Here is a 16,793-nt window from a genome sequence, read left to right on the forward strand (position 1 = left end):
TATGATCAAAAAACTGCAGAAAAAATATGCCCTGTCTGAACAGGGAGCAAAAGACCTGATCAAAGGCTGCCTGGCCTGTGTCCTTCAGAATCTGTCTTTGATGTTTCCGGTAGGTCTTTTATATTACATGGTCAGCGATCTGATGAACGGAGGTGTTCCCGGTGGGAAAATTCCATTTTATGTGGCAGGCTGCGTGGTGTGTATCGGCCTGATTCTGCTGACCACTTTCTTTCAATATAATGCGACCTATTTTGCCACTTACAAAGAAAGCGGTATCCGCCGCATTACTCTGGCAGAGCATCTGCGCAAAATCCCCCTTTCCTTTTTCGGGAAAAAGGATTTAGCCGATCTTACCAGTACGATTATGGCGGACTGTACCTTCCTAGAGCAGAGTTTTTCACATTTTATCCCTGAGCTTGCAGGTTCAATCATTTCTACGATCCTGATTTCCGTTGGTCTGTTCTTTACGGACTGGAGAATGGCGCTGGCTGCCTTATGGGTTCTGCCGGTTGCCTTTGCGATTGTGGGATTTTCCGCAAAAATTCAGGAAAATCTGAATCAGAAAGCCATGGATGTGAAGATGGCCTGTGCAGACGGGATACAGGAGTGCATTGAAACAGTTCGTGACCTAAAAGCAAACAATGCGGAGCAAGCATATTTAAAAGGTCTGGAAAAGAAGATTCGTGCCGTGGAGCATCGTTCCATCCTCAATGAATTTGGTCTTGCTGCTTTTGTGGTTTCCGCGTCACTGGTGCTGAAGCTTGGTATTGCAACGGTTGCGCTGGTGGGAGCTGTTCTGCTCATGCAAGGAAGCCTCTCCGTGCTTACATTCTTTATGTTCCTTCTGGTAGTATCCCGTTTATATGACCCTCTGCAGGGCGCACTCCAGAATCTTGCGGCAGTCATCAGTACACGAACCAACATTGCCCGTATGAATGAAGTTCTCGATCATCCGATCCAGCAGGGCAGCGACAGGCTTTCCAATCAGGGGTATGATATTGTCTTTGACCATGTTGGGTTTGCCTACAATACCGGAGAAACCGTATTGAAAGATGTTTCCTTTACGGCAAAACAGGGAGAGGTTACGGCTTTGGTCGGCCCATCTGGCGGCGGAAAAACAACCGTATCCCGGCTTGCAGCAAGGTTCTGGGATATTAACAGAGGAAAGATTACCGTGGGAGGCATGGATGTATCCCGAATTGACCCGGAAACACTGCTTTCTCTGTATTCCATCGTATTCCAGGATGTTACACTGTTTGACAATACGATTCTGGAAAATATCCGAATCGGAAACAAAGACGCCACAGATGAACAGGTCATTGCTGCTGCGAAACTTGCCAATGTGGATGAATTTGCGGAAAAACTGCCGGATGGATGGAATACCAAGATCGGGGAAAATGGCTGTGAACTTTCCGGCGGAGAGCGCCAGCGTATCTCTATTGCCCGTGCATTTCTGAAAAATGCGCCGATCATTCTTTTAGATGAAGCTACTGCTTCCCTGGATGTGGAGAATGAAACTCTGATACAGACAGCCCTTTCCCGTCTGATCGCAGATAAAACGGTTCTGGTCATCGCCCACAGGATGCGTACCGTAGCAGGAGCAGATAAAATTGTTGTCCTTTCTGATGGCACCGTGCAGAAGAAGGATCACCAAAGGATCTGGAAGAAAAGAATGGTGTATATGCCCATATGGTAAAACTGCAGACAGAAAGCCAGAATTGGAAACTTGCGTAAAGAAGGAGGAAATGTAATGAACAAGAACCATGGTAAGCAGGAAAATATCCGACTTGGCACCCACGGAGAAGACTATGGAAGCTGGATGTCCAACCCTGTCTTTTACATCATTGGCGGAATCGGAGTTTTGGCCGCTGTGCTGGCTGTCCTCTCTTTTTATGTATTACATGTCGCTGTTCTTGGTGTTCTGTTTACTGTTATCACAATCGCAATTTTGGTTTTTCTGATCTGGATCACATGGATCAGGCGGCAGTATGCCTTTGGCGGTGGCGGAATTATGGAACAGGTTCATCGAGTCGTTCTCTCTCACCTGGACTATGACGGTGAGGGGAAGATTCTGGAAGTAGGCTGCGGCTCCGGAGCATTGACAATCCGTTCAGCTCTGACATGGCCGAAAGCAAAAGTGATTGGTGTTGATTACTGGGGCGCTGTGTATAATTACAGCAAAGCACTCTGCGAGAAGAATGCTGCCAGGGAGGGCGTGGCTTCCCGCTGTGTATTTCAGCACGGTGATGCGAAGCAGTTGGATTTTCCTGATGAGAGTTTTGATGTAGTCATCAGCAACTATGTCTATCACAATGTTATGGGTGCTGATATGCAGAAACTGCTGCTGGAAAGCCTGCGGGTATTGAAAAAAGGCGGCGTCTTTGCACTCAACGATGATATGAAACCAAAGATGTACGGTGACATGGAAGGTTTTGCGCAGAAACTGCGAGATATGGGGTATGAGGAAGTACGACTCGTTGACACTGCACAGGAAGCTTTTGGCTCCCACCGTCGGGCTGCCATGATGATGCTGGGGTCTTCCCGGCTGCTTGTCGGCAGAAAGTAATGTATCAAACAGGAGGTTTGGCTATGTCCAAGTTAGGAGTCGTGGAGGATACCCTGTTTGTCCCTATGCTGGGAAGAATTTATGCTGCTGAGCATTGCCCACAAATTTTATATGATAAAAAGGCATTGGAATTGAAAAATAGGCTGCCGTTAGACTTGATTGAACAGAATATGCAGAACCAGTATACCCTTTTGGCCTCTGCTTCCCGGTCTGCTAATATGGATCGGATTATTCGGGCTTTTCTGGAACGCAGACCGGACGGTGTGATTGTCCAGCTGGGCTGTGGTCTGGAGACAACTTATCACCGATGTGATAACGGAAAGACACACTGGTATGCCGTGGATCTGCCGCATGTGATCGAATACCGGCGAGATCTTCTTCCCGAACCAGAGAGGGAATTATATATTTCCGGTGATGCCTTTGCAAAGGATTGGATCAAAAAAGTTCGCAATGATGTACTTGATGCTCCTATTCTCGTTACTGCAGGCGGATTATTTCATTATTTTGAGGAACATAAGGTCATTGCCCTTCTGCGTATGATTGGGCAATTTGGAAATATGGAAGTTGTTTTTGATACAGTGAACAAAAGAGGCATGACCATGATGAAGAAAAAATATATGAAACAGGTCGGCCATGCCGATGCACAGATGTTCTTTTATGTGGATTCCGCGGAAGAACTGGCAGCAAAAATCGGGGATAATGTGAAAGTGATTACGGAGGAACCATACTATCGTTACATCCCTAAAAACAGTTTAAAGCTATCCACAAAGGTCAGTATGGCAGTTTCTGATCAATTCAAGATGGTAAAGATGATTTGTTTAAAAACCTAAGATTTTTTAACACAAAATAATTTTTGCAAGTCCTTTTTGCAACTACATTTTTATTTTACAACAAACAGATCCGGGACTGCCGTTCGAGGAAAAAGTGAAGCTCTACCACATGCAGATGTTAGGCTGATAATTATGCAAGCGCCGCCTGCACAATTTGCAACAAAAAGAGGAGCCAATCCAGGCTCCTCGAAGGTACGTTATTTCAAAAAGTTGCTCTTATGTTCCAGTGCGCGCAGATTATAGCCAAGTGTTGCCAGGTGCGCCACCTTCAGCGCAACCAGGTTGATGTCGGTGGACATTGCACTGGCAATCTGCTCGGCTGTGTATCCAGATTCCCGCCAATCATCAGACAAAATTGACCACCTGATTCACCTAAAAAACATCGTGGAGATATGACTATGAGTAAACTTATTTTCTGTCAATTCAACATCGACACAGCCAGCGTAGAACTGGTTTTTGACGATGGAAGCCGGATTTCCATTGACGTCACCGCCGTTGAAAACGAAGTTGCCGATAACCGCTTCAAGTGGTCAGAGCTGGATTATCTGATCGACAACGACCCGCTTGCTTATGCCGATCTGATTCTGAACAGCAAGCTGAACGTCCTGTTTGAATAAACCGACATGAGCATAAACGACAGCGGCCCGGTTCATAATGATTGGGCCGCTGCTTATTATATCATTGTATTATGCGAACTCATTCCTCAAACAGATACAGAAGATATCCGTAACCCTCTGCTTTCATCTTTGCGTAAGGCACAAAGCGCAGGGCCGCACTGTTGATGCAGTAGCGCACGCCATTGGGGGACTCCGGATCGCCGGTGAACACATGACCAAGGTGAGAATCTCCGGCACGGCTTCTGACCTCTGTACGGCGCATGCCGTGGCTCAGGTCCTCCAGTTCCACCACGGCAGGCTCTTCAATGGGCTTTGTGAAAGCCGGCCAGCCGCAGCCGATCTCATACTTATCCGTGGAGGAAAAGAGCGGCTCGCCGGTGACGACATCCACATAGATGCCCTTTTCAAACTTATCCCAGAACTCGCCTGTGAAAGCGCGCTCTGTGCCGCTCTCCTGCGTAACACGGTACTGCTCCGCCGTCAGCTTGTCCCGGATGGATTCCACCGCGGGCTTCTGATAGTCGCCCGGATCGATGCGCAGCCGGGAAAACAGCTCCATCTCCGCGCGCGGGATGTGGCAGTAGCCGTTCGGGTTCTTTTCGAGGTAGTTCTGGTGGTACTCCTCGGCGGGGTAATAGTTCTTGAGTGGACCTATCTCCACGAAGAACTTTTCACTGCGTCCCCGCTCGATCTCCGCGATGCGCTCGACCGTTTCCTTCGCGCTTTCGTTGGTGTAATAGACACCGGTTTGATACTGGCTGCCCCGGTCGTTGCCCTGCCGGTTCTCCACCGTGGGGTCGATCACATAGAAGTAGGCCAGCAGCAGGGCGTCGAGACTCACCTGCCCGGGGTCATATTCCACCCGCACGGTCTCCCGGAAGCCGGTGTTCCCTTTGCAGACGGTCTTGTAATCGGCGTCCGCCTCGCATGTGCCGTTGGCATAGCCGCTCTCGGCATCGATGACGCCGGGGATGGACTGCATCAGCTGTTCCATGCCCCAGAAGCAGCCGCCCGCCAGATATATGACATTTTCCGTGGTATCCATATACATGCTTCCTTCACCGGACATATCAGAGGGCTGTCCGGTCATTTCCTTCTCGTCCGTTTTCTGCGGCATATTTTTCTGCCCGGCGGCGCAGCCGCTCAACAGCAGTACCGCGGTGAGCAGAAGCGGCAATACTCTCCGATACATGGTGTATCCCTCCTTTCTGAGAAGATAAATTCGTTTGTCAGCCCATATCGGCGGCAAGAGCCTGGTCGATGAGTTTTTGCAGCGTCTCCGCCTGCTTCTTTTCCGTGATGGCGCCTACGATGGGTTCACCCACGATATTGCCGCTGCGGTCGACCACATAGGTGGTGGGATAGGCAAAGATGCTGGTGGTAAACTTTCCTGCCTCACCGTCGGAGTCAAAATACACATTCTGATAGGTGGCGCCCTTCTTGGCAAGCACATCCTTCGCCTCGGAAATTGCCGTTTCGTCGCCGTCCAGCGTGAAGGTGTTGACGCCGATGAGGGAGCCGCCCTTCTCCGCCAGTTTCTTGTTCAGCGCATCCAGCTCGGAAAGCTCGCCTACGCAGGGATTGCAGGTGGTGAACCAGAAATTTACCACGGTGACGGCGTTGGCGGAGAACAGCTCGTCGCTCTTCACCGTGTTGCCGTCCAGATCTTTCCCTTCAAAGGCGGGGAACTTCTGCATACTGCCGTCGTCGGGAGGGTTGTTCGTGTCGCTGCCCGCGGGCATGCTCATATCGCCGTCCATGGATTTCTGCATGAGCTCGGGATACTTCTCTTCCAACTCGGTCAGCCTGTTTTCAATATTGCTGATCTCCGTGGCTGACTCCTTCAGCCACTCATACTCCTTGTTGGTGAACTGCTCTTTAGCGGCCTCGACGGTATCCAGCAGGAAGTCGCCGTAGTTTTTCCCGTCCTCGATCATGGCCATGCCCTTGTCAGCCTCCACAAAGACATTTTCCCACAGCTCGGTATTTTCCGACAGGATCGCGTTCTCCCGATCCAGCAGCTCCTTGTGCAGGGCGAGCGCCTCCTCGGCGTTTTTCGGCTCGCCAGTCATGGCGGAGCCGTTGCCGCTCATGTCGCCCATCTTGTCATTGTTCTTCGTGCCGCAGGCCGCCAAGGCCAGCACCATCAGCACGGCAAAAGCCAGTGCAAAAATTCTCTTCCTGTTCATTTTGATTCCTCCATCGTTGTTTTCTTTGTTGTTTCTTTCCCGTTTCCGAAGCCGTAACGAAAGCACACGGCGTTCGTCGGACAGGCGCGGATGCACATTCCGCAGCGGATGCACTCGGTATGGTTGGGCGTTTTCGTCACATCCACATCCATCTTGCAGGCTCTGGCACATTTCCCACAGGAGACGCACTTACTCTTGTCCACCTTTATCTGGAAGAGGGACACCCGGTTGAACAGCGCATAGAACGCGCCAAGCGGGCAAAGCCACTTGCAGAACGGTCGGTAGAACAGTACGCTCAGCGCAATCACCGACAGCAGGATGCTGAATTTCCATGTAAACAGCTTGCCCAGCGCCGCCCGGATGCCGGAATTGGCAAGGGACAGCGGGATGGCCCCCTCCAGCACGCCCTGGGGGCAGAGGTACTTGCAGAAGAAGGGGTCTCCCATGCCCACATCGTTCACAAGGAACGCCGGTAGCAGGAAAACCATCACCAGCAGGACAGCGTATTTCAGGTATGTCAGCGGCTTCAGCCTTTTTGTGGAAAGCTTCTTCGTGGGGATTTTGTGCAGCAGCTCCTGAAACCAGCCGAAGGGGCATAGAAAGCCGCAGATAAAGCGTCCCAGCAGGACTCCCAGCAAAATGAGAAAGCCTGTGATATAGTAGGAGAAGCTGAACTTGGAAGACCCCACCACTGCCTGAAACGCCCCAATGGGGCAGGCACCGGAGGCTGCCGGGCAGGAATAGCAGTTCAGTCCCGGCACGCAGACGGTCTTCCCCGTGCCCTGATACAGTCCGCCCTTGAGAAAGTTCGGCAGATGCAGGTTGGTCAGCAGCGTCGCCCCCGCCTGAATCCAGCCCCGGAAGCGGGACATGGTCTGTGAAACGCCTGAAAACTTTTTACCCAATGCCCACACACTCCAGACATAATTTGATTGCTTTGCTCAGCACTGTCGCCGCCTCGCCCCGCCAGACACCAAAGCACAGCATGGCGGCTCCGGCCATCAGCAGCACGATCTGCGCCGCGGCCTTTTTCCCGTAGCTCATTTTTCATCACCCTTTCCGATTTTCTGCCCCCATCATAGCGCGGGAGAGTTAAAGTCTCTGTTAAGAACGAAAACTTAACGCAAACCTTATCTGTTTTTGCTATAATGAAAGCAACACAAAAACGAAGAAATAAAAAGGAGGGCTCTCATGCACCTTTTAGTAATTGAAGATGAACGCGCCCTGTGCGAGACCATCGTTCGCAGCCTGCGGCGGCTGCCTATAGCGTGGACTACTGCTATGACGGCGAAAAGGCGCTGGCGCTTCTGGGCGTGGAACGATACGATCTGGTGCTTCTTGATCTGAATCTGCCGAAAAAGGACGGCATGACGGTGCTGCGCACCCTGCGGCAGACCGACCGGGAGACGCGGGTGCTGATCCTCTCTGCCCGCAGCGAAGTGGAGGACAAGGTGCAGGGGCTGGATGCCGGGGCGAACGACTATCTGGCGAAGCCCTTCCACTTGGCGGAGCTGGAGGCCCGCATCCGCAGCCTGACATTGCGGCAGTTCACCCAGCAGGATGTGCTGCTAAGCTGCGGAGGCCTGACCTTTGACACCCGCTCCCGTACCGCCACCGTCAACGGGCAGACGCTGACGCTCACCCGGAAGGAAACGGGAATCCTGGAATACCTGATGGTACATCAAGGAAGGCCAGTAAGTCAGGAGGAGCTGATGGATCACGTTTGGGACAATAGCGTGGACAGCTTCAGCAATTCCATTCGCGTCCACATCTCCGCCCTGCGCAAAAAGCTCCGCGCCGTGCTGGGCTATGACCCCATCCGCAACCGCATCGGCGAGGGCTATCTGATGGGAGGCGAGGAGGAATGAAGCGGTTTTCCCTGCAGTGGCGCATCACGCTGATGTCCGTTCTGCTCATCGGCATCACCTGCGTGGCCATGAATTTGCTGCTGTGCTCCTCCGGTGTGTACTATATGGACACCATTGCGGACAGTTTACAAGACGGCGGCACGGTGATCCTGAATGATGGCGGAGCGGCGCGCTTTGACCCGCAGCTCATAACGCCCAACGAGGAGTTGATCATCGTCGTCGATGGGGTGCAGGGGCGCTTCCGCACCACCAACTGGTATATCACGGCGGCGGTAACGCTGCTCAGCGGCATCCTCGCCTATTTCGTCAGCGGACGCGCTCTCAAGCCCCTGCGCAGCTTTACCTCGCAGGTGGAGCAGGTGCAGCTGAACAATCTTGCCGATATGAGGATCGATGAAGACGCTATTTCGGAGTTCCGGCAGCTGAGCCGATCGTTCAACCAGATGCTGGAGCGGCTGAACAACGCCTTTTCCGCCCAGCGGCAGTTCACCGGCAACGCCGCCCACGAGCTGCGCACGCCACTGGCACTAATGCAGGCGCAGTTGGAGCTGTTTTCCGCGGAGCATCCTGACGTGCGACCGGAGACGGCGGAGTTCCTTACACTTTTGCGTGAGCAGACGGAACGGCTGATACAGATGACCAAGACACTGCTGGAGATGAGCAATCTGCAGCAGGTGGCGCGGAACGAGCGGATCCAGCTCGCTCCCATGATTGAGGAGATCTTCACAGATCTTGCGCCGCTCTCAGATAAGCGCGGCGTCACGCTGACGGCGGAGGGCGACGGCATTATGACCGGCAGCGATGCACTGATCTACCGGCTGATCTTCAACCTGACGGAGAATGCTGTCAAGTACAACCGGCCGGGCGGCTCGGTACGGGTTTCTGTCACTCAGGAGTTGGAAAAGCTCCTGATCCGCGTCTCCGACACCGGCTGCGGCATCCCGGAGGTGTATCAGCGCAGTATCTTCCAGCCCTTCTTCCGGGTGGACAAGTCTCGCAGCCGGGAATACGGTGGCGCAGGACTGGGGCTCTCACTGGTATGGGAGATCGCCGACCTCCACGGCGGCTCCGTTTGGGTAGAGAAAAGTTCGGAGAAGGGCACTACCATTGCGGTGGGGTTGCCAACGCAACAATCAACGAAGCCCTAAAACCCTTTTATTACGCTGAATTACATCTTCATAGCTGTGGACTTTTCCGCGTAGCTCCGTATTTTCGCGCTCCAATTCTGCCGCACGGAGCTTGCAAAAATGATCTTCTTAGTATTATTTCGGAGTTGTCTACGATTGCGAAGAAAATCTAAAAAGCATTAGGAGCAGTATAACTGCTGACGGCGTAGAATCTTGGTGGCTAACTTGGTGAGTGTCACCCTCTAAGTTATCATGGGTTGCGTCATAGGATTTATCATTGGCTGTAGTATTCCATATTTCGGTAAATAGCACGCTAAGTAAGATTGTAGCAAACGTCGGAAAGATTACAACACCGCTCGCAATGATGGTTACAGGTTCAACGTTGGCTGATATATCTTTTCGAGAAATAGCCGATAGCAGATTGATTTTATTTTCCGTTCTTAGACTTTTACTGTATCCGTTTATATACATGATATGCTTATTGTGGATGCCGTTTAAAGAAGTTCGGTCTATTGCTGTTTTATTATGTGCGCTTCCTGTTGCGGGAAATGTATCTATGTTGTGTAGCGAGTATGAGGGAAATATTCGTCTTGCTGCAAAGGGCATTTTTACTTCTACAGTTTTATCTGCACTAACAATACCAGTTGTGCTAGTTTTCATACAGTATATGCAGTAATTGGTTTCTTGCATAATAAAAATACATAAAGAGTAATTTACACTTGCAAAAACCAAGCAATTAGATAAAGAATTCCCAGAGAATGAAAAATTCTATAGATATTTGCGAAAAAGTTAAGTATAATAAAAGAAACGATGTAGAAAAGTTCGAGAAACTTTGGTTTTCCGGACTTTTTTATTGTTGTATTTTCTTCTTGGGGTTTTCATACAGATTGAAGGCGTGGGAAGCAATCAAAATAAAAGTAATGTGTTGGAAAGGAATTTATTTCATGGCAAAAGAAAGGGATGGGTTTAAAAGCCGCACCGGTTTTGTGCTTGCTTGCATCGGTTCGGCAGTTGGTATGGGGAATATCTGGCGTTTCCCATATATTGTTTCTGATTGGGGTGGAATGACATTTCTGCTTCCGTATCTGTTGTTTGTTGTGCTGATCGCCTCCACAGGCGTGATCGAGGAGATGGCACTGGGACGTGCCGCAAAGAGCGGACCGATCAAGGCGTTTGGCATGTGTACGGAATTACGGACCGGAAAGAAACGGATCGGAGAGCTGATCGGTGTGATCCCGGTACTGGGGTCCATGGCGCTTGCCATCGGCTATACGGTAGTAGTGGGATGGATCTTTAAGTACGCGTTCCTTGCATTGACGGGAAACCTTTATGCCCTGGGACAGGATATGGGAGCGATCGGTGGATTGTTTGACGGTACGGCGACGGGATTTGGCAATAATAACTGGCTGGTCATCACAGTGATTGTCACTGCAGTGATCATGGCATTTGGAATTGCGGGCGGAATTGAGAAGGCAAACAAGATCATGATGCCGCTGTTATTTATTCTGTTTCTGGGACTTGGTGTTTATATCTTTACACTTCCAGGCTCAGAAAAAGGCTATCATTATATTTTTACCATCAATCCGGAGGGACTGAAGGATATACGCCTCTGGATCTATGCATTTGGGCAGGCATTTTTCTCACTGTCCATTGCAGGAAACGGAACCGTGATCTATGGTTCTTACTTAAGCGATTCTGAGGATATTGCTGCATCTGCAAAAAATGTAGCATTTTTTGATACACTTGCTGCACTTTTGGCTGCTTTTGTGATTATTCCGGGCATGGCAGCAGGCGGCGCAGAACTTTCTTCCGGAGGTCCTGGTTTGATGTTTATCTATCTGTTGAACGTGTTCAATGGAATGCCGGGTGGAAAAATCTGCGGAATGATCTTTTATGTCTGTGTGTTATTTGCCGGAATGAGTTCTCTGGTAAACCTCTATGAGGCACCGGTGGAAACGTTACAGGAGCGCTGCGGACTGAAACGGCCGGTTGCTGTGGCGGTGATCGCGGCAGCAGGCTGCAGTGTTGCACTGTTTATTCAGGGCATTGTCTCTGGGTGGATGGATGTGGTATCGATCTATATCTGTCCGCTTGGAGCAATGCTTGCCGGAATTATGTTCTTCTGGGTTGCCGGAACGGACTTTGCCCTGGAGGCTGTAAATCGCGGTGCAGAAAAGAAAATTGGCCGAAACTTTGTGTTGCTCGGCAAATATGTACTGGTTCCAGCGGCTTTTGTGGCTCTGGTTGCCGGTGCGCTGCTTGGGGGAATTGGCTGAGATACCGGCGAACAGGAACTTTCTCAGTGGAAGATTACGAAAAAGGCTGTCCTTGTGATTCTTTTACAGGGGCAGTCTTTTTGTGCTATAATCAGATTCAGCGGGATTAAAAAATAAAGGATTTATCAGAAAAAGGAGTATTCATTATGTCACAGGTAACCGAACGTTTTTTGAATTATGTATCCTTCGATACCCAGTCAAAAGAGGATGCTGGCAAGATGCCAAGTACAGAGAAACAGTGGGAGTTAGCCAAATGTCTCAAACAGGAACTGGAAGAAATGGGTGCCGAGCGTGTGCGTCTCAGTGAGTATGGTTATATTTATGCGGAAATTCCGGCAAATGTTCCTGCCAATCAGGCTGAAAAGATTCCGTCCCTCGGCTTTATTTCCCATATGGATACCGCACCGGCTCTGACCGGAGCCAATGTAAAACCACAGTTCGTAAAAAATTATGATGGAAAAGACATCTGTCTGAATCAGAAAAAACAGATTTTTATGCGTGTTTCGGAATTCCCGTTTTTGGAACGGTATCAGGGTCAGGACCTGATCACGACCGATGGAACGACACTTCTTGGAGCAGACGATAAGGCTGGTGTGGCAGAGATCATGACGGCAGCGGATTACCTGCTTTCTCATAAGGAAATTCCTCACGGCAAGATCTGCATTGCTTTCACCCCGGACGAGGAGATCGGCTGTGGTGCAGACCGGTTTGATGTTCCTGGCTTTGGAGCGCAGTTTGCCTATACGGTAGATGGCGGTGAACTCGGTGAGGTAGAATATGAAAACTTCAATGCAGCATCTGCGGTGATCACGATCCATGGATGCAGCATGCACACGGGAGATGCCAAAAAGGGTATGGTGAATTCCATGCTGATCGGAATGGAATACCAGCAGATGCTGCCGACGTTTGAAAATCCAATGTATACAGAGGGTTATGAGGGTTTCTTCCATCTGGATCATTTCCAGGGTGATGTGGAGACTTCTGTAATGAAGTACCTGATCCGTGATCATGATATGGAAAAATTCGAAAAGAAAAAAGAACAGATGCGCCAGACGGCAGCGTTCCTGAACCAGAAATATGGAGCCGGTACCGTGGACATTGAAATTAAGGATTCCTATTTCAATATGAAAGAAAAGATTAAACCGCATATGGAGCTGATCGACAGGGTATGCCAGGCGATGAAAGAACTGGATGTAGAGCCAGATATCCGTCCAATCCGTGGAGGTACCGATGGTGCGCGTCTTTCTTACATGGGGCTGCCGTGTCCGAACCTGTGCATAGGCGGAGCAAATTTCCATGGCAAATATGAGTTCATTTCGATTCAGTCCATGGAGAAGATCGTGGAGATACTTGTGAAATTAATGACAGCATAAATGCAACAGAAAAGAGAGAAAAAAATCATGAGAGAAAAACTGACAAAATCCGATGTGGAAAAGATTCAGGCAGAGATTGAGGAGCGCAAGCTGGTGATCCGCCCGAAGTGCCTGGAGGCCGTAAAAGAGGCAAGGGCGCATGGTGACTTAAGCGAGAATTTTGAGTATCATGCGGCGAAAAAAGATAAGAATCAGAATGAGAGCCGGATCCGCTATCTGGAGAATATGTTAAAGAATGCCATTGTGATATCTGATGCATCTAAGGCAGATGAAGTCGGATTGAACAAGGCTGTCACGCTTTATATGGAAGACGATGACGAGGAGGAGACCTATAAGCTGGTGACCAGCATTCGCGGAAATTCCATGCATAACATGGTCAGCATTGAGTCTCCCCTTGGCAAAGCAATTCTGCGTCATAAAGTAGGAGACCGGGTAGAGATTACAACGGACAATGGCTTCAGCTACTTTGCAGTGATCCGTAAGATCGAAGATCTTGGAGACGAAGAAGATACGATCCGGAAATTTTGATGGAGGCTGGGCGATCCGTTATTGGTCCCGGGCATTGGTCTCCCGGTAAAAATGCAGTACAAATTCCATAAACTCACGAATATAAGATTTTAAAATAAAACTTTTGTGATAGACCAGATACAGGCTGCGGCTGTTTGTGGCGGTGGGAAGATCGAAAACAAAAAGCTTTTGATCAGAACCAGGGCTGCAGGCGGCCGCTTTTGATATGACAGAAATACCAAGTCCATTTGCCACAAGGTTTTTGATGGATTCCTGATCGTTTAACCGCGCAGTGACCTGCAGGGAGGATTCAGGAATATTCAGTTTCTCCAGAAGTTCATATACAAACTTACGGCTACCGCTTCCCTCTTCGCGCAAAATGATGGGTTCTGAACTTAAAATGGTATTGAGCGGAAGCTGCTTAGTCTGAAATTGGGCAAAATACGGTGTTTTCGGGGTAATCAGAACCATCTGATCATTGTAAAATGGTTCAAAACAAAAACGTTCATCTTCACAGGTCATGCCAACCAGGCCAAGATTAAAACGCCCTTCCAGAATTTTTTCCAGAATTCCCTGGCTGTCGCTCTGATGAATGTTAAAATAAGTTTCCGGCTGCAGCTTTTTGTAAGCTGGCAAAAGCTCCGGCAGCAGGTAGGATGATGGAATGGTGGAAGCACCAAGATGGATCGTATTTTTTGCTTCGTTGTTCCAGCTTTCCAGCAGATTATTTTTGAGACTCAGGATGCTTATGGCGCATTCATAAAATTCCTGCCCGCGCGGTGTCAGATCGATGCTTTTCGTCGTGCGCACCAGAAGACAGGATTGAAGCTCTTCTTCCAGCATACGGATATGGGTACTGATGGTAGGCTGGGAGATAAAGAGCTTTTCCGAAGCTTTCGTGAAGCTGCCGTAATCGACAACAGCCACGAAGGATTGCAGTTGTTTGAACTCCATGGTGTTCTCCTTTATCGAATGGGAATCTGTCTGCCCGCGGCCGGAAAAGGACAGCGGGCATGGCAAAACAGGAAGATCAGATCCAGCCTCCATCCAGTTTTATGATCTGACCGGTTAAGTAAGAGCCTTTGTAGCCGAGGTGATAAACGAAATCAGCGACTTCCTCCGCACGTCCGAGACGACCGGATGGGATTTCCTCAACCAGCCCGATCAGCTCGTCTTCCTCCATCCACTGATTCATTTCCGTGTCAATGGCACCGCAGGCAACGGCGTTGACCTGGATATTGCTTGGGGCAAGCTCTTTGGCCAGTGCCTGGGTGAAGGCATTGATGCCGCCCTTTGTCGCAGAGTACGCGACTTCGCAGGAAGCGCCTACGCAGCCCCATACGGAGGAAATGTTGATGATCTTTCCGTGACCGGCGGCAAGCATCAGCGGAATAGCCAGCTTGCTGCAGTTAAATACGGAGGTCAGGTTGGTACGCAGGATGCGGTCCCACTCCTCAGAAGTCATATCCTGCAAAAGACCAATATAATCGATACCGGCATTGTTGACTAAGACATCCAGACTGCCAAACTGTTTGCGAATCATGGAAAACAGCTGTTCACAGACAGCCATGTCGCCCATATCTCCTAAAAACGCAGCACAGGTCACCTGGTAGCTTTCAATTTCTTTTTTGGTCTGCATCAGTTCCTGCTCCCGGTGGGCGCAGTTGATGATCACGTTATAGCCTTTTTTTGCAAATTTTACGGCAATGGCTTTTCCGATTCCGCGGGAAGCGCCGGTTACGAGAACAACTTTCTTTGCCATACGATCACTCCTTTTGTCATATTATGGTTTCTTGTTTTCTAAACATATTCTATCATAAAACTCCTTACATTTGTTGCTATTTACGCTTTGCGCGAACAGCAAGCTACATTTTACAAATAAATTACAATTTTGCGAACACTCTGTAACTTTCAGAAGGGATATGTTATACTGAATGACAGATTACGGAAAAGTGTTGCGTGCAACTGGAAATACCGTGTGATACAGTTCTGGCAGCATATTTTGCCGATTTGGAGTGCGAAGTATCGGCAAAATCCTATTGCCGGGCAAGTGCATGTGAAGAGAAACAGAAATAAGAAAGGCGAAGACGCATGAAAAAATGGAAGAAAGTACTGGCAGTATCTTGCCTTTGCGCAGTGGCAGCATGTCCGTTTTCTGCTTACGCAGATGCGGCAAAGTCTCCTCATGAGGCAATGTTAGTGGCTGCACCGGCAGACTATGAAAATATTGCGGTATCCCAGGTTACCGATTATGTGAATATCCGGGAACAGGCGACAACGAACAGCAAGATCGTTGGTAAGATCTACAATAACTGTGCCGCTACCATTTTGGAAACTGTGAATGGAGAGGGCGGAAGCTGGTACCGGATCCAGTCTGGAACGGTAAACGGTTTCATCAAATCGGAGTATTTTATTACCGGTCAGGAGGCAGAGACACTGGCCCAGTCGATTGGCCGGGAGTTTGTGACTGTCAGCGTAGACAATCTGCGTTTGCGCGAAGAACCGAGTCTGACAAGTAATGTCCTGACTATGATCTCCAGCGGTTCCCGCTATGTTGTCCAGGGTGATGAAGGCGACTTTTACAAGGTTGAGGTCGATGCAGACCTGATCGGTTATATTGCAAAGTCATACTGTAAGGTTGAGGTCGAGTTTGACCAGGCAGTGTCCCTGGAAGAAGAGCGAGCAAAGCTGGAAGAGGAAGCGCAGAGAAAGCGCGATGCCCAGACGGCACTTGCAAATCTGGAGCAGGTGATCAAAGTCGAGGAAAATAAAGATGTGATCATTTCTGCAAATCCGGAGCAGAGCGATGATTCTGCTATGACCAATGCACCGACTGCAAACACATCGAAAAATCAGAGTCAGACACAGAGTCCGTCTGCAGGGCAGAGCAGCTCTTCCCAGAGCAGTGCAGGCGGTCAGACGATAACTTCGGCGCGTCCCAGAAGAGTCCGTCCCAGAGCAGTTCCTCACAGGGCAGTTCTGCTCCGAATGGTTCCAGCCAGACCAGCTCCTCCGGCCCATCCACAACAACCCAGTCCTCTCCGGTGGCAGGACCTGGCAGCTCGGCAGCCGTAGTATCTGCGACCAGAACCGCGATCGTGGCTTATGCAAAGCAGTTCTTAGGCAACCCGTATGTATATGGTGGAACCAGCCTGACGAATGGTGCCGACTGTTCCGGATTTACCCAGGGAGTATTTGCGCACTTTGGCATTACAACAGGACGAAGCTCCAGAGACCAGGCAGCAAAAGGAAAAGAAATTTCCCTGTCTGCGATCCAGCCGGGTGACCTTTTGTTCTACGCAAGTGGAAGCTACATCAACCATGTGGCAATCTACATAGGCAATGGACAGATCATCCATTCCAGCAACCCGACAACGGGTATCACCATTACAAAATACAATTACCGGACTCCATGTAAGGCTGTTACCTTCTTGGATTAA

Annotated in this window: 17 protein-coding genes and 2 pseudogenes; 11 read left to right on the forward strand and 8 right to left on the reverse strand. The window is 49.8% G+C overall.

All coding sequences use genetic code 11. The annotated features are described in order from the left end of the window. The first annotated feature begins 1 nt into the window (after window position 1). The 3 genes and pseudogenes from DXA97_RS05200 to DXA97_RS05210 all read left to right on the forward strand — a co-directional run bounded on the left by DXA97_RS05200 (window position 2) and on the right by DXA97_RS05210 (window position 3,396). A pseudogene (locus DXA97_RS05200) lies at window positions 2-1,734 on the forward strand (ABC transporter ATP-binding protein). A gap of 16 nt (window positions 1,735-1,750) precedes the next feature. Then, window positions 1,751-2,566 (forward strand): class I SAM-dependent methyltransferase, encoded by an 816-nt coding sequence (locus DXA97_RS05205; RefSeq protein WP_118540123.1) that lies wholly within the window; start codon window positions 1,751-1,753, stop codon window positions 2,564-2,566. A 23-nt stretch (window positions 2,567-2,589) separates the two neighbouring features. Next, window positions 2,590-3,396: a class I SAM-dependent methyltransferase gene (locus tag DXA97_RS05210; protein ID WP_118718823.1), complete on the forward strand. Its 807-nt coding sequence runs from the start codon at window positions 2,590-2,592 to the stop codon at window positions 3,394-3,396. Between the two features lie 197 nt (window positions 3,397-3,593). Here DXA97_RS05210 and DXA97_RS05215 read toward each other — a convergent pair whose 3' ends face one another. Further along, entirely contained in the window at window positions 3,594-3,749 is a 156-nt protein-coding gene (locus tag DXA97_RS05215; RefSeq protein ID WP_243032155.1) for a hypothetical protein, read from the reverse strand. Between the two features lie 45 nt (window positions 3,750-3,794). Here DXA97_RS05215 and DXA97_RS05220 point away from each other — a divergent pair, with 45 nt between their 5' ends. After that, a complete protein-coding gene (locus tag DXA97_RS05220) occupies window positions 3,795-4,013 on the forward strand; it encodes a DUF6061 family protein (protein ID WP_118718824.1) in 219 nt (72 codons plus the stop codon). A gap of 79 nt (window positions 4,014-4,092) precedes the next feature. Here DXA97_RS05220 and msrB read toward each other — a convergent pair whose 3' ends face one another. From msrB to DXA97_RS20045, 4 genes are read right to left on the reverse strand one after another with little or no spacing between them, the layout of a single operon-like run. After that, window positions 4,093-5,205 (reverse strand): peptide-methionine (R)-S-oxide reductase MsrB, encoded by a 1,113-nt coding sequence (gene msrB / locus DXA97_RS05225; protein WP_118718825.1) that lies wholly within the window; start codon window positions 5,203-5,205, stop codon window positions 4,093-4,095. Window positions 5,206-5,242: 37 nt separating this feature from the next. Beyond that, window positions 5,243-6,202 (reverse strand): TlpA disulfide reductase family protein, encoded by a 960-nt coding sequence (locus tag DXA97_RS05230; RefSeq protein WP_118718826.1) that lies wholly within the window; start codon window positions 6,200-6,202, stop codon window positions 5,243-5,245. Continuing rightward, the gene (locus DXA97_RS05235) at window positions 6,199-7,074 is read right to left on the reverse strand and encodes a 4Fe-4S binding protein (RefSeq protein ID WP_182436802.1); all 876 of its coding nucleotides are present in this window, start codon (window positions 7,072-7,074) and stop codon (window positions 6,199-6,201) included. The genes DXA97_RS05230 and DXA97_RS05235 overlap by 4 nt, the downstream gene beginning before the upstream one ends. A 25-nt stretch (window positions 7,075-7,099) precedes the next feature. Next, window positions 7,100-7,246, reverse strand: coding sequence for a CD1871A family CXXC motif-containing protein (locus tag DXA97_RS20045; RefSeq protein WP_170065407.1), 147 nt, complete (start codon window positions 7,244-7,246; stop codon window positions 7,100-7,102). A gap of 147 nt (window positions 7,247-7,393) precedes the next feature. Between DXA97_RS20045 and DXA97_RS05240 the strand changes: the two are divergent. Continuing rightward, window positions 7,394-8,070: pseudogene (locus DXA97_RS05240) on the forward strand (response regulator transcription factor). Further along, window positions 8,067-9,218, forward strand: coding sequence for an ATP-binding protein (locus DXA97_RS05245; RefSeq protein WP_118718828.1), 1,152 nt, complete (start codon window positions 8,067-8,069; stop codon window positions 9,216-9,218). The pseudogene DXA97_RS05240 and the gene DXA97_RS05245 overlap by 4 nt, the downstream one beginning before the upstream one ends. 129 nt (window positions 9,219-9,347) lie before the next feature. Here the strand turns inward: DXA97_RS05245 and DXA97_RS20740 are convergent, their stop codons facing one another. Then, on the reverse strand, window positions 9,348-9,857 hold the full coding sequence (locus tag DXA97_RS20740) for a hypothetical protein (RefSeq protein WP_243107564.1): 510 nt from the start codon (window positions 9,855-9,857) through the stop codon (window positions 9,348-9,350). Between the two features lie 284 nt (window positions 9,858-10,141). Here DXA97_RS20740 and DXA97_RS05255 point away from each other — a divergent pair, with 284 nt between their 5' ends. The 3 genes from DXA97_RS05255 (at window position 10,142) to greA (ending at window position 13,374) form a co-directional block, all read left to right on the forward strand. Further along, window positions 10,142-11,473: a sodium-dependent transporter gene (locus DXA97_RS05255; protein WP_118718830.1), complete on the forward strand. Its 1,332-nt coding sequence runs from the start codon at window positions 10,142-10,144 to the stop codon at window positions 11,471-11,473. 146 nt (window positions 11,474-11,619) lie between these two features. Then, window positions 11,620-12,846, forward strand: a complete 1,227-nt coding sequence (pepT, locus tag DXA97_RS05260) for a peptidase T (RefSeq protein ID WP_118718831.1) — start codon at window positions 11,620-11,622, stop codon at window positions 12,844-12,846. A gap of 27 nt (window positions 12,847-12,873) precedes the next feature. Beyond that, window positions 12,874-13,374 carry a transcription elongation factor GreA gene (gene greA / locus DXA97_RS05265; protein WP_118544178.1) on the forward strand — a complete coding sequence of 167 codons (501 nt, stop codon included), beginning with the start codon at window positions 12,874-12,876 and terminating at the stop codon, window positions 13,372-13,374. A gap of 18 nt (window positions 13,375-13,392) precedes the next feature. Here greA and DXA97_RS05270 read toward each other — a convergent pair whose 3' ends face one another. Both DXA97_RS05270 and fabG read right to left on the reverse strand, forming a co-directional pair. Continuing rightward, window positions 13,393-14,307 (reverse strand): selenium metabolism-associated LysR family transcriptional regulator, encoded by a 915-nt coding sequence (locus tag DXA97_RS05270; protein WP_118718865.1) that lies wholly within the window; start codon window positions 14,305-14,307, stop codon window positions 13,393-13,395. A 76-nt stretch (window positions 14,308-14,383) separates the two neighbouring features. Next, window positions 14,384-15,115 (reverse strand): 3-oxoacyl-ACP reductase FabG, encoded by a 732-nt coding sequence (gene fabG / locus DXA97_RS05275; RefSeq protein ID WP_118718832.1) that lies wholly within the window; start codon window positions 15,113-15,115, stop codon window positions 14,384-14,386. A 329-nt stretch (window positions 15,116-15,444) separates the two neighbouring features. Here fabG and DXA97_RS05280 point away from each other — a divergent pair, with 329 nt between their 5' ends. Both DXA97_RS05280 and DXA97_RS20745 read left to right on the forward strand, forming a co-directional pair. Then, window positions 15,445-16,428, forward strand: coding sequence for an SH3 domain-containing protein (locus tag DXA97_RS05280; RefSeq protein ID WP_243107565.1), 984 nt, complete (start codon window positions 15,445-15,447; stop codon window positions 16,426-16,428). Then, window positions 16,398-16,793 carry a C40 family peptidase gene (locus tag DXA97_RS20745; RefSeq protein WP_243107566.1) on the forward strand — a complete coding sequence of 132 codons (396 nt, stop codon included), beginning with the start codon at window positions 16,398-16,400 and terminating at the stop codon, window positions 16,791-16,793. Before DXA97_RS05280 ends, DXA97_RS20745 begins: the two co-directional genes overlap by 31 nt.

Source organism: Clostridium sp. OF09-36, from assembly GCF_003481985.1.
In the GTDB taxonomy this organism is placed as follows: Bacteria; Bacillota; Clostridia; order Lachnospirales; family Lachnospiraceae; genus Brotaphodocola.

Excerpts from the sequence above, each read along its gene's own strand:
- DXA97_RS20045 (WP_170065407.1), bottom strand. The coding sequence starts at position 7,246 with ATGAGCTACGGGAAAAAGGCCGCGGCGCAGATCGTGCTGCTGATGGCC.
- DXA97_RS05205 (WP_118540123.1), top strand. The coding sequence starts at position 1,751 with ATGAACAAGAACCATGGTAAGCAGGAAAATATCCGACTTGGCACCCAC.
- DXA97_RS05245 (WP_118718828.1), top strand. The coding sequence starts at position 8,067 with ATGAAGCGGTTTTCCCTGCAGTGGCGCATCACGCTGATGTCCGTTCTG.
- fabG (WP_118718832.1), bottom strand. The coding sequence starts at position 15,115 with ATGGCAAAGAAAGTTGTTCTCGTAACCGGCGCTTCCCGCGGAATCGGA.
- msrB (WP_118718825.1), bottom strand. The coding sequence starts at position 5,205 with ATGTATCGGAGAGTATTGCCGCTTCTGCTCACCGCGGTACTGCTGTTG.
- DXA97_RS05210 (WP_118718823.1), top strand. The coding sequence starts at position 2,590 with ATGTCCAAGTTAGGAGTCGTGGAGGATACCCTGTTTGTCCCTATGCTG.
- DXA97_RS05270 (WP_118718865.1), bottom strand. The coding sequence starts at position 14,307 with ATGGAGTTCAAACAACTGCAATCCTTCGTGGCTGTTGTCGATTACGGC.
- greA (WP_118544178.1), top strand. The coding sequence starts at position 12,874 with ATGAGAGAAAAACTGACAAAATCCGATGTGGAAAAGATTCAGGCAGAG.
- DXA97_RS05230 (WP_118718826.1), bottom strand. The coding sequence starts at position 6,202 with ATGAACAGGAAGAGAATTTTTGCACTGGCTTTTGCCGTGCTGATGGTG.
- DXA97_RS05220 (WP_118718824.1), top strand. The coding sequence starts at position 3,795 with ATGAGTAAACTTATTTTCTGTCAATTCAACATCGACACAGCCAGCGTA.
- pepT (WP_118718831.1), top strand. The coding sequence starts at position 11,620 with ATGTCACAGGTAACCGAACGTTTTTTGAATTATGTATCCTTCGATACC.
- DXA97_RS05280 (WP_243107565.1), top strand. The coding sequence starts at position 15,445 with ATGAAAAAATGGAAGAAAGTACTGGCAGTATCTTGCCTTTGCGCAGTG.
- DXA97_RS20740 (WP_243107564.1), bottom strand. The coding sequence starts at position 9,857 with ATGAAAACTAGCACAACTGGTATTGTTAGTGCAGATAAAACTGTAGAA.
- DXA97_RS05235 (WP_182436802.1), bottom strand. The coding sequence starts at position 7,074 with ATGTCCCGCTTCCGGGGCTGGATTCAGGCGGGGGCGACGCTGCTGACC.
- DXA97_RS05255 (WP_118718830.1), top strand. The coding sequence starts at position 10,142 with ATGGCAAAAGAAAGGGATGGGTTTAAAAGCCGCACCGGTTTTGTGCTT.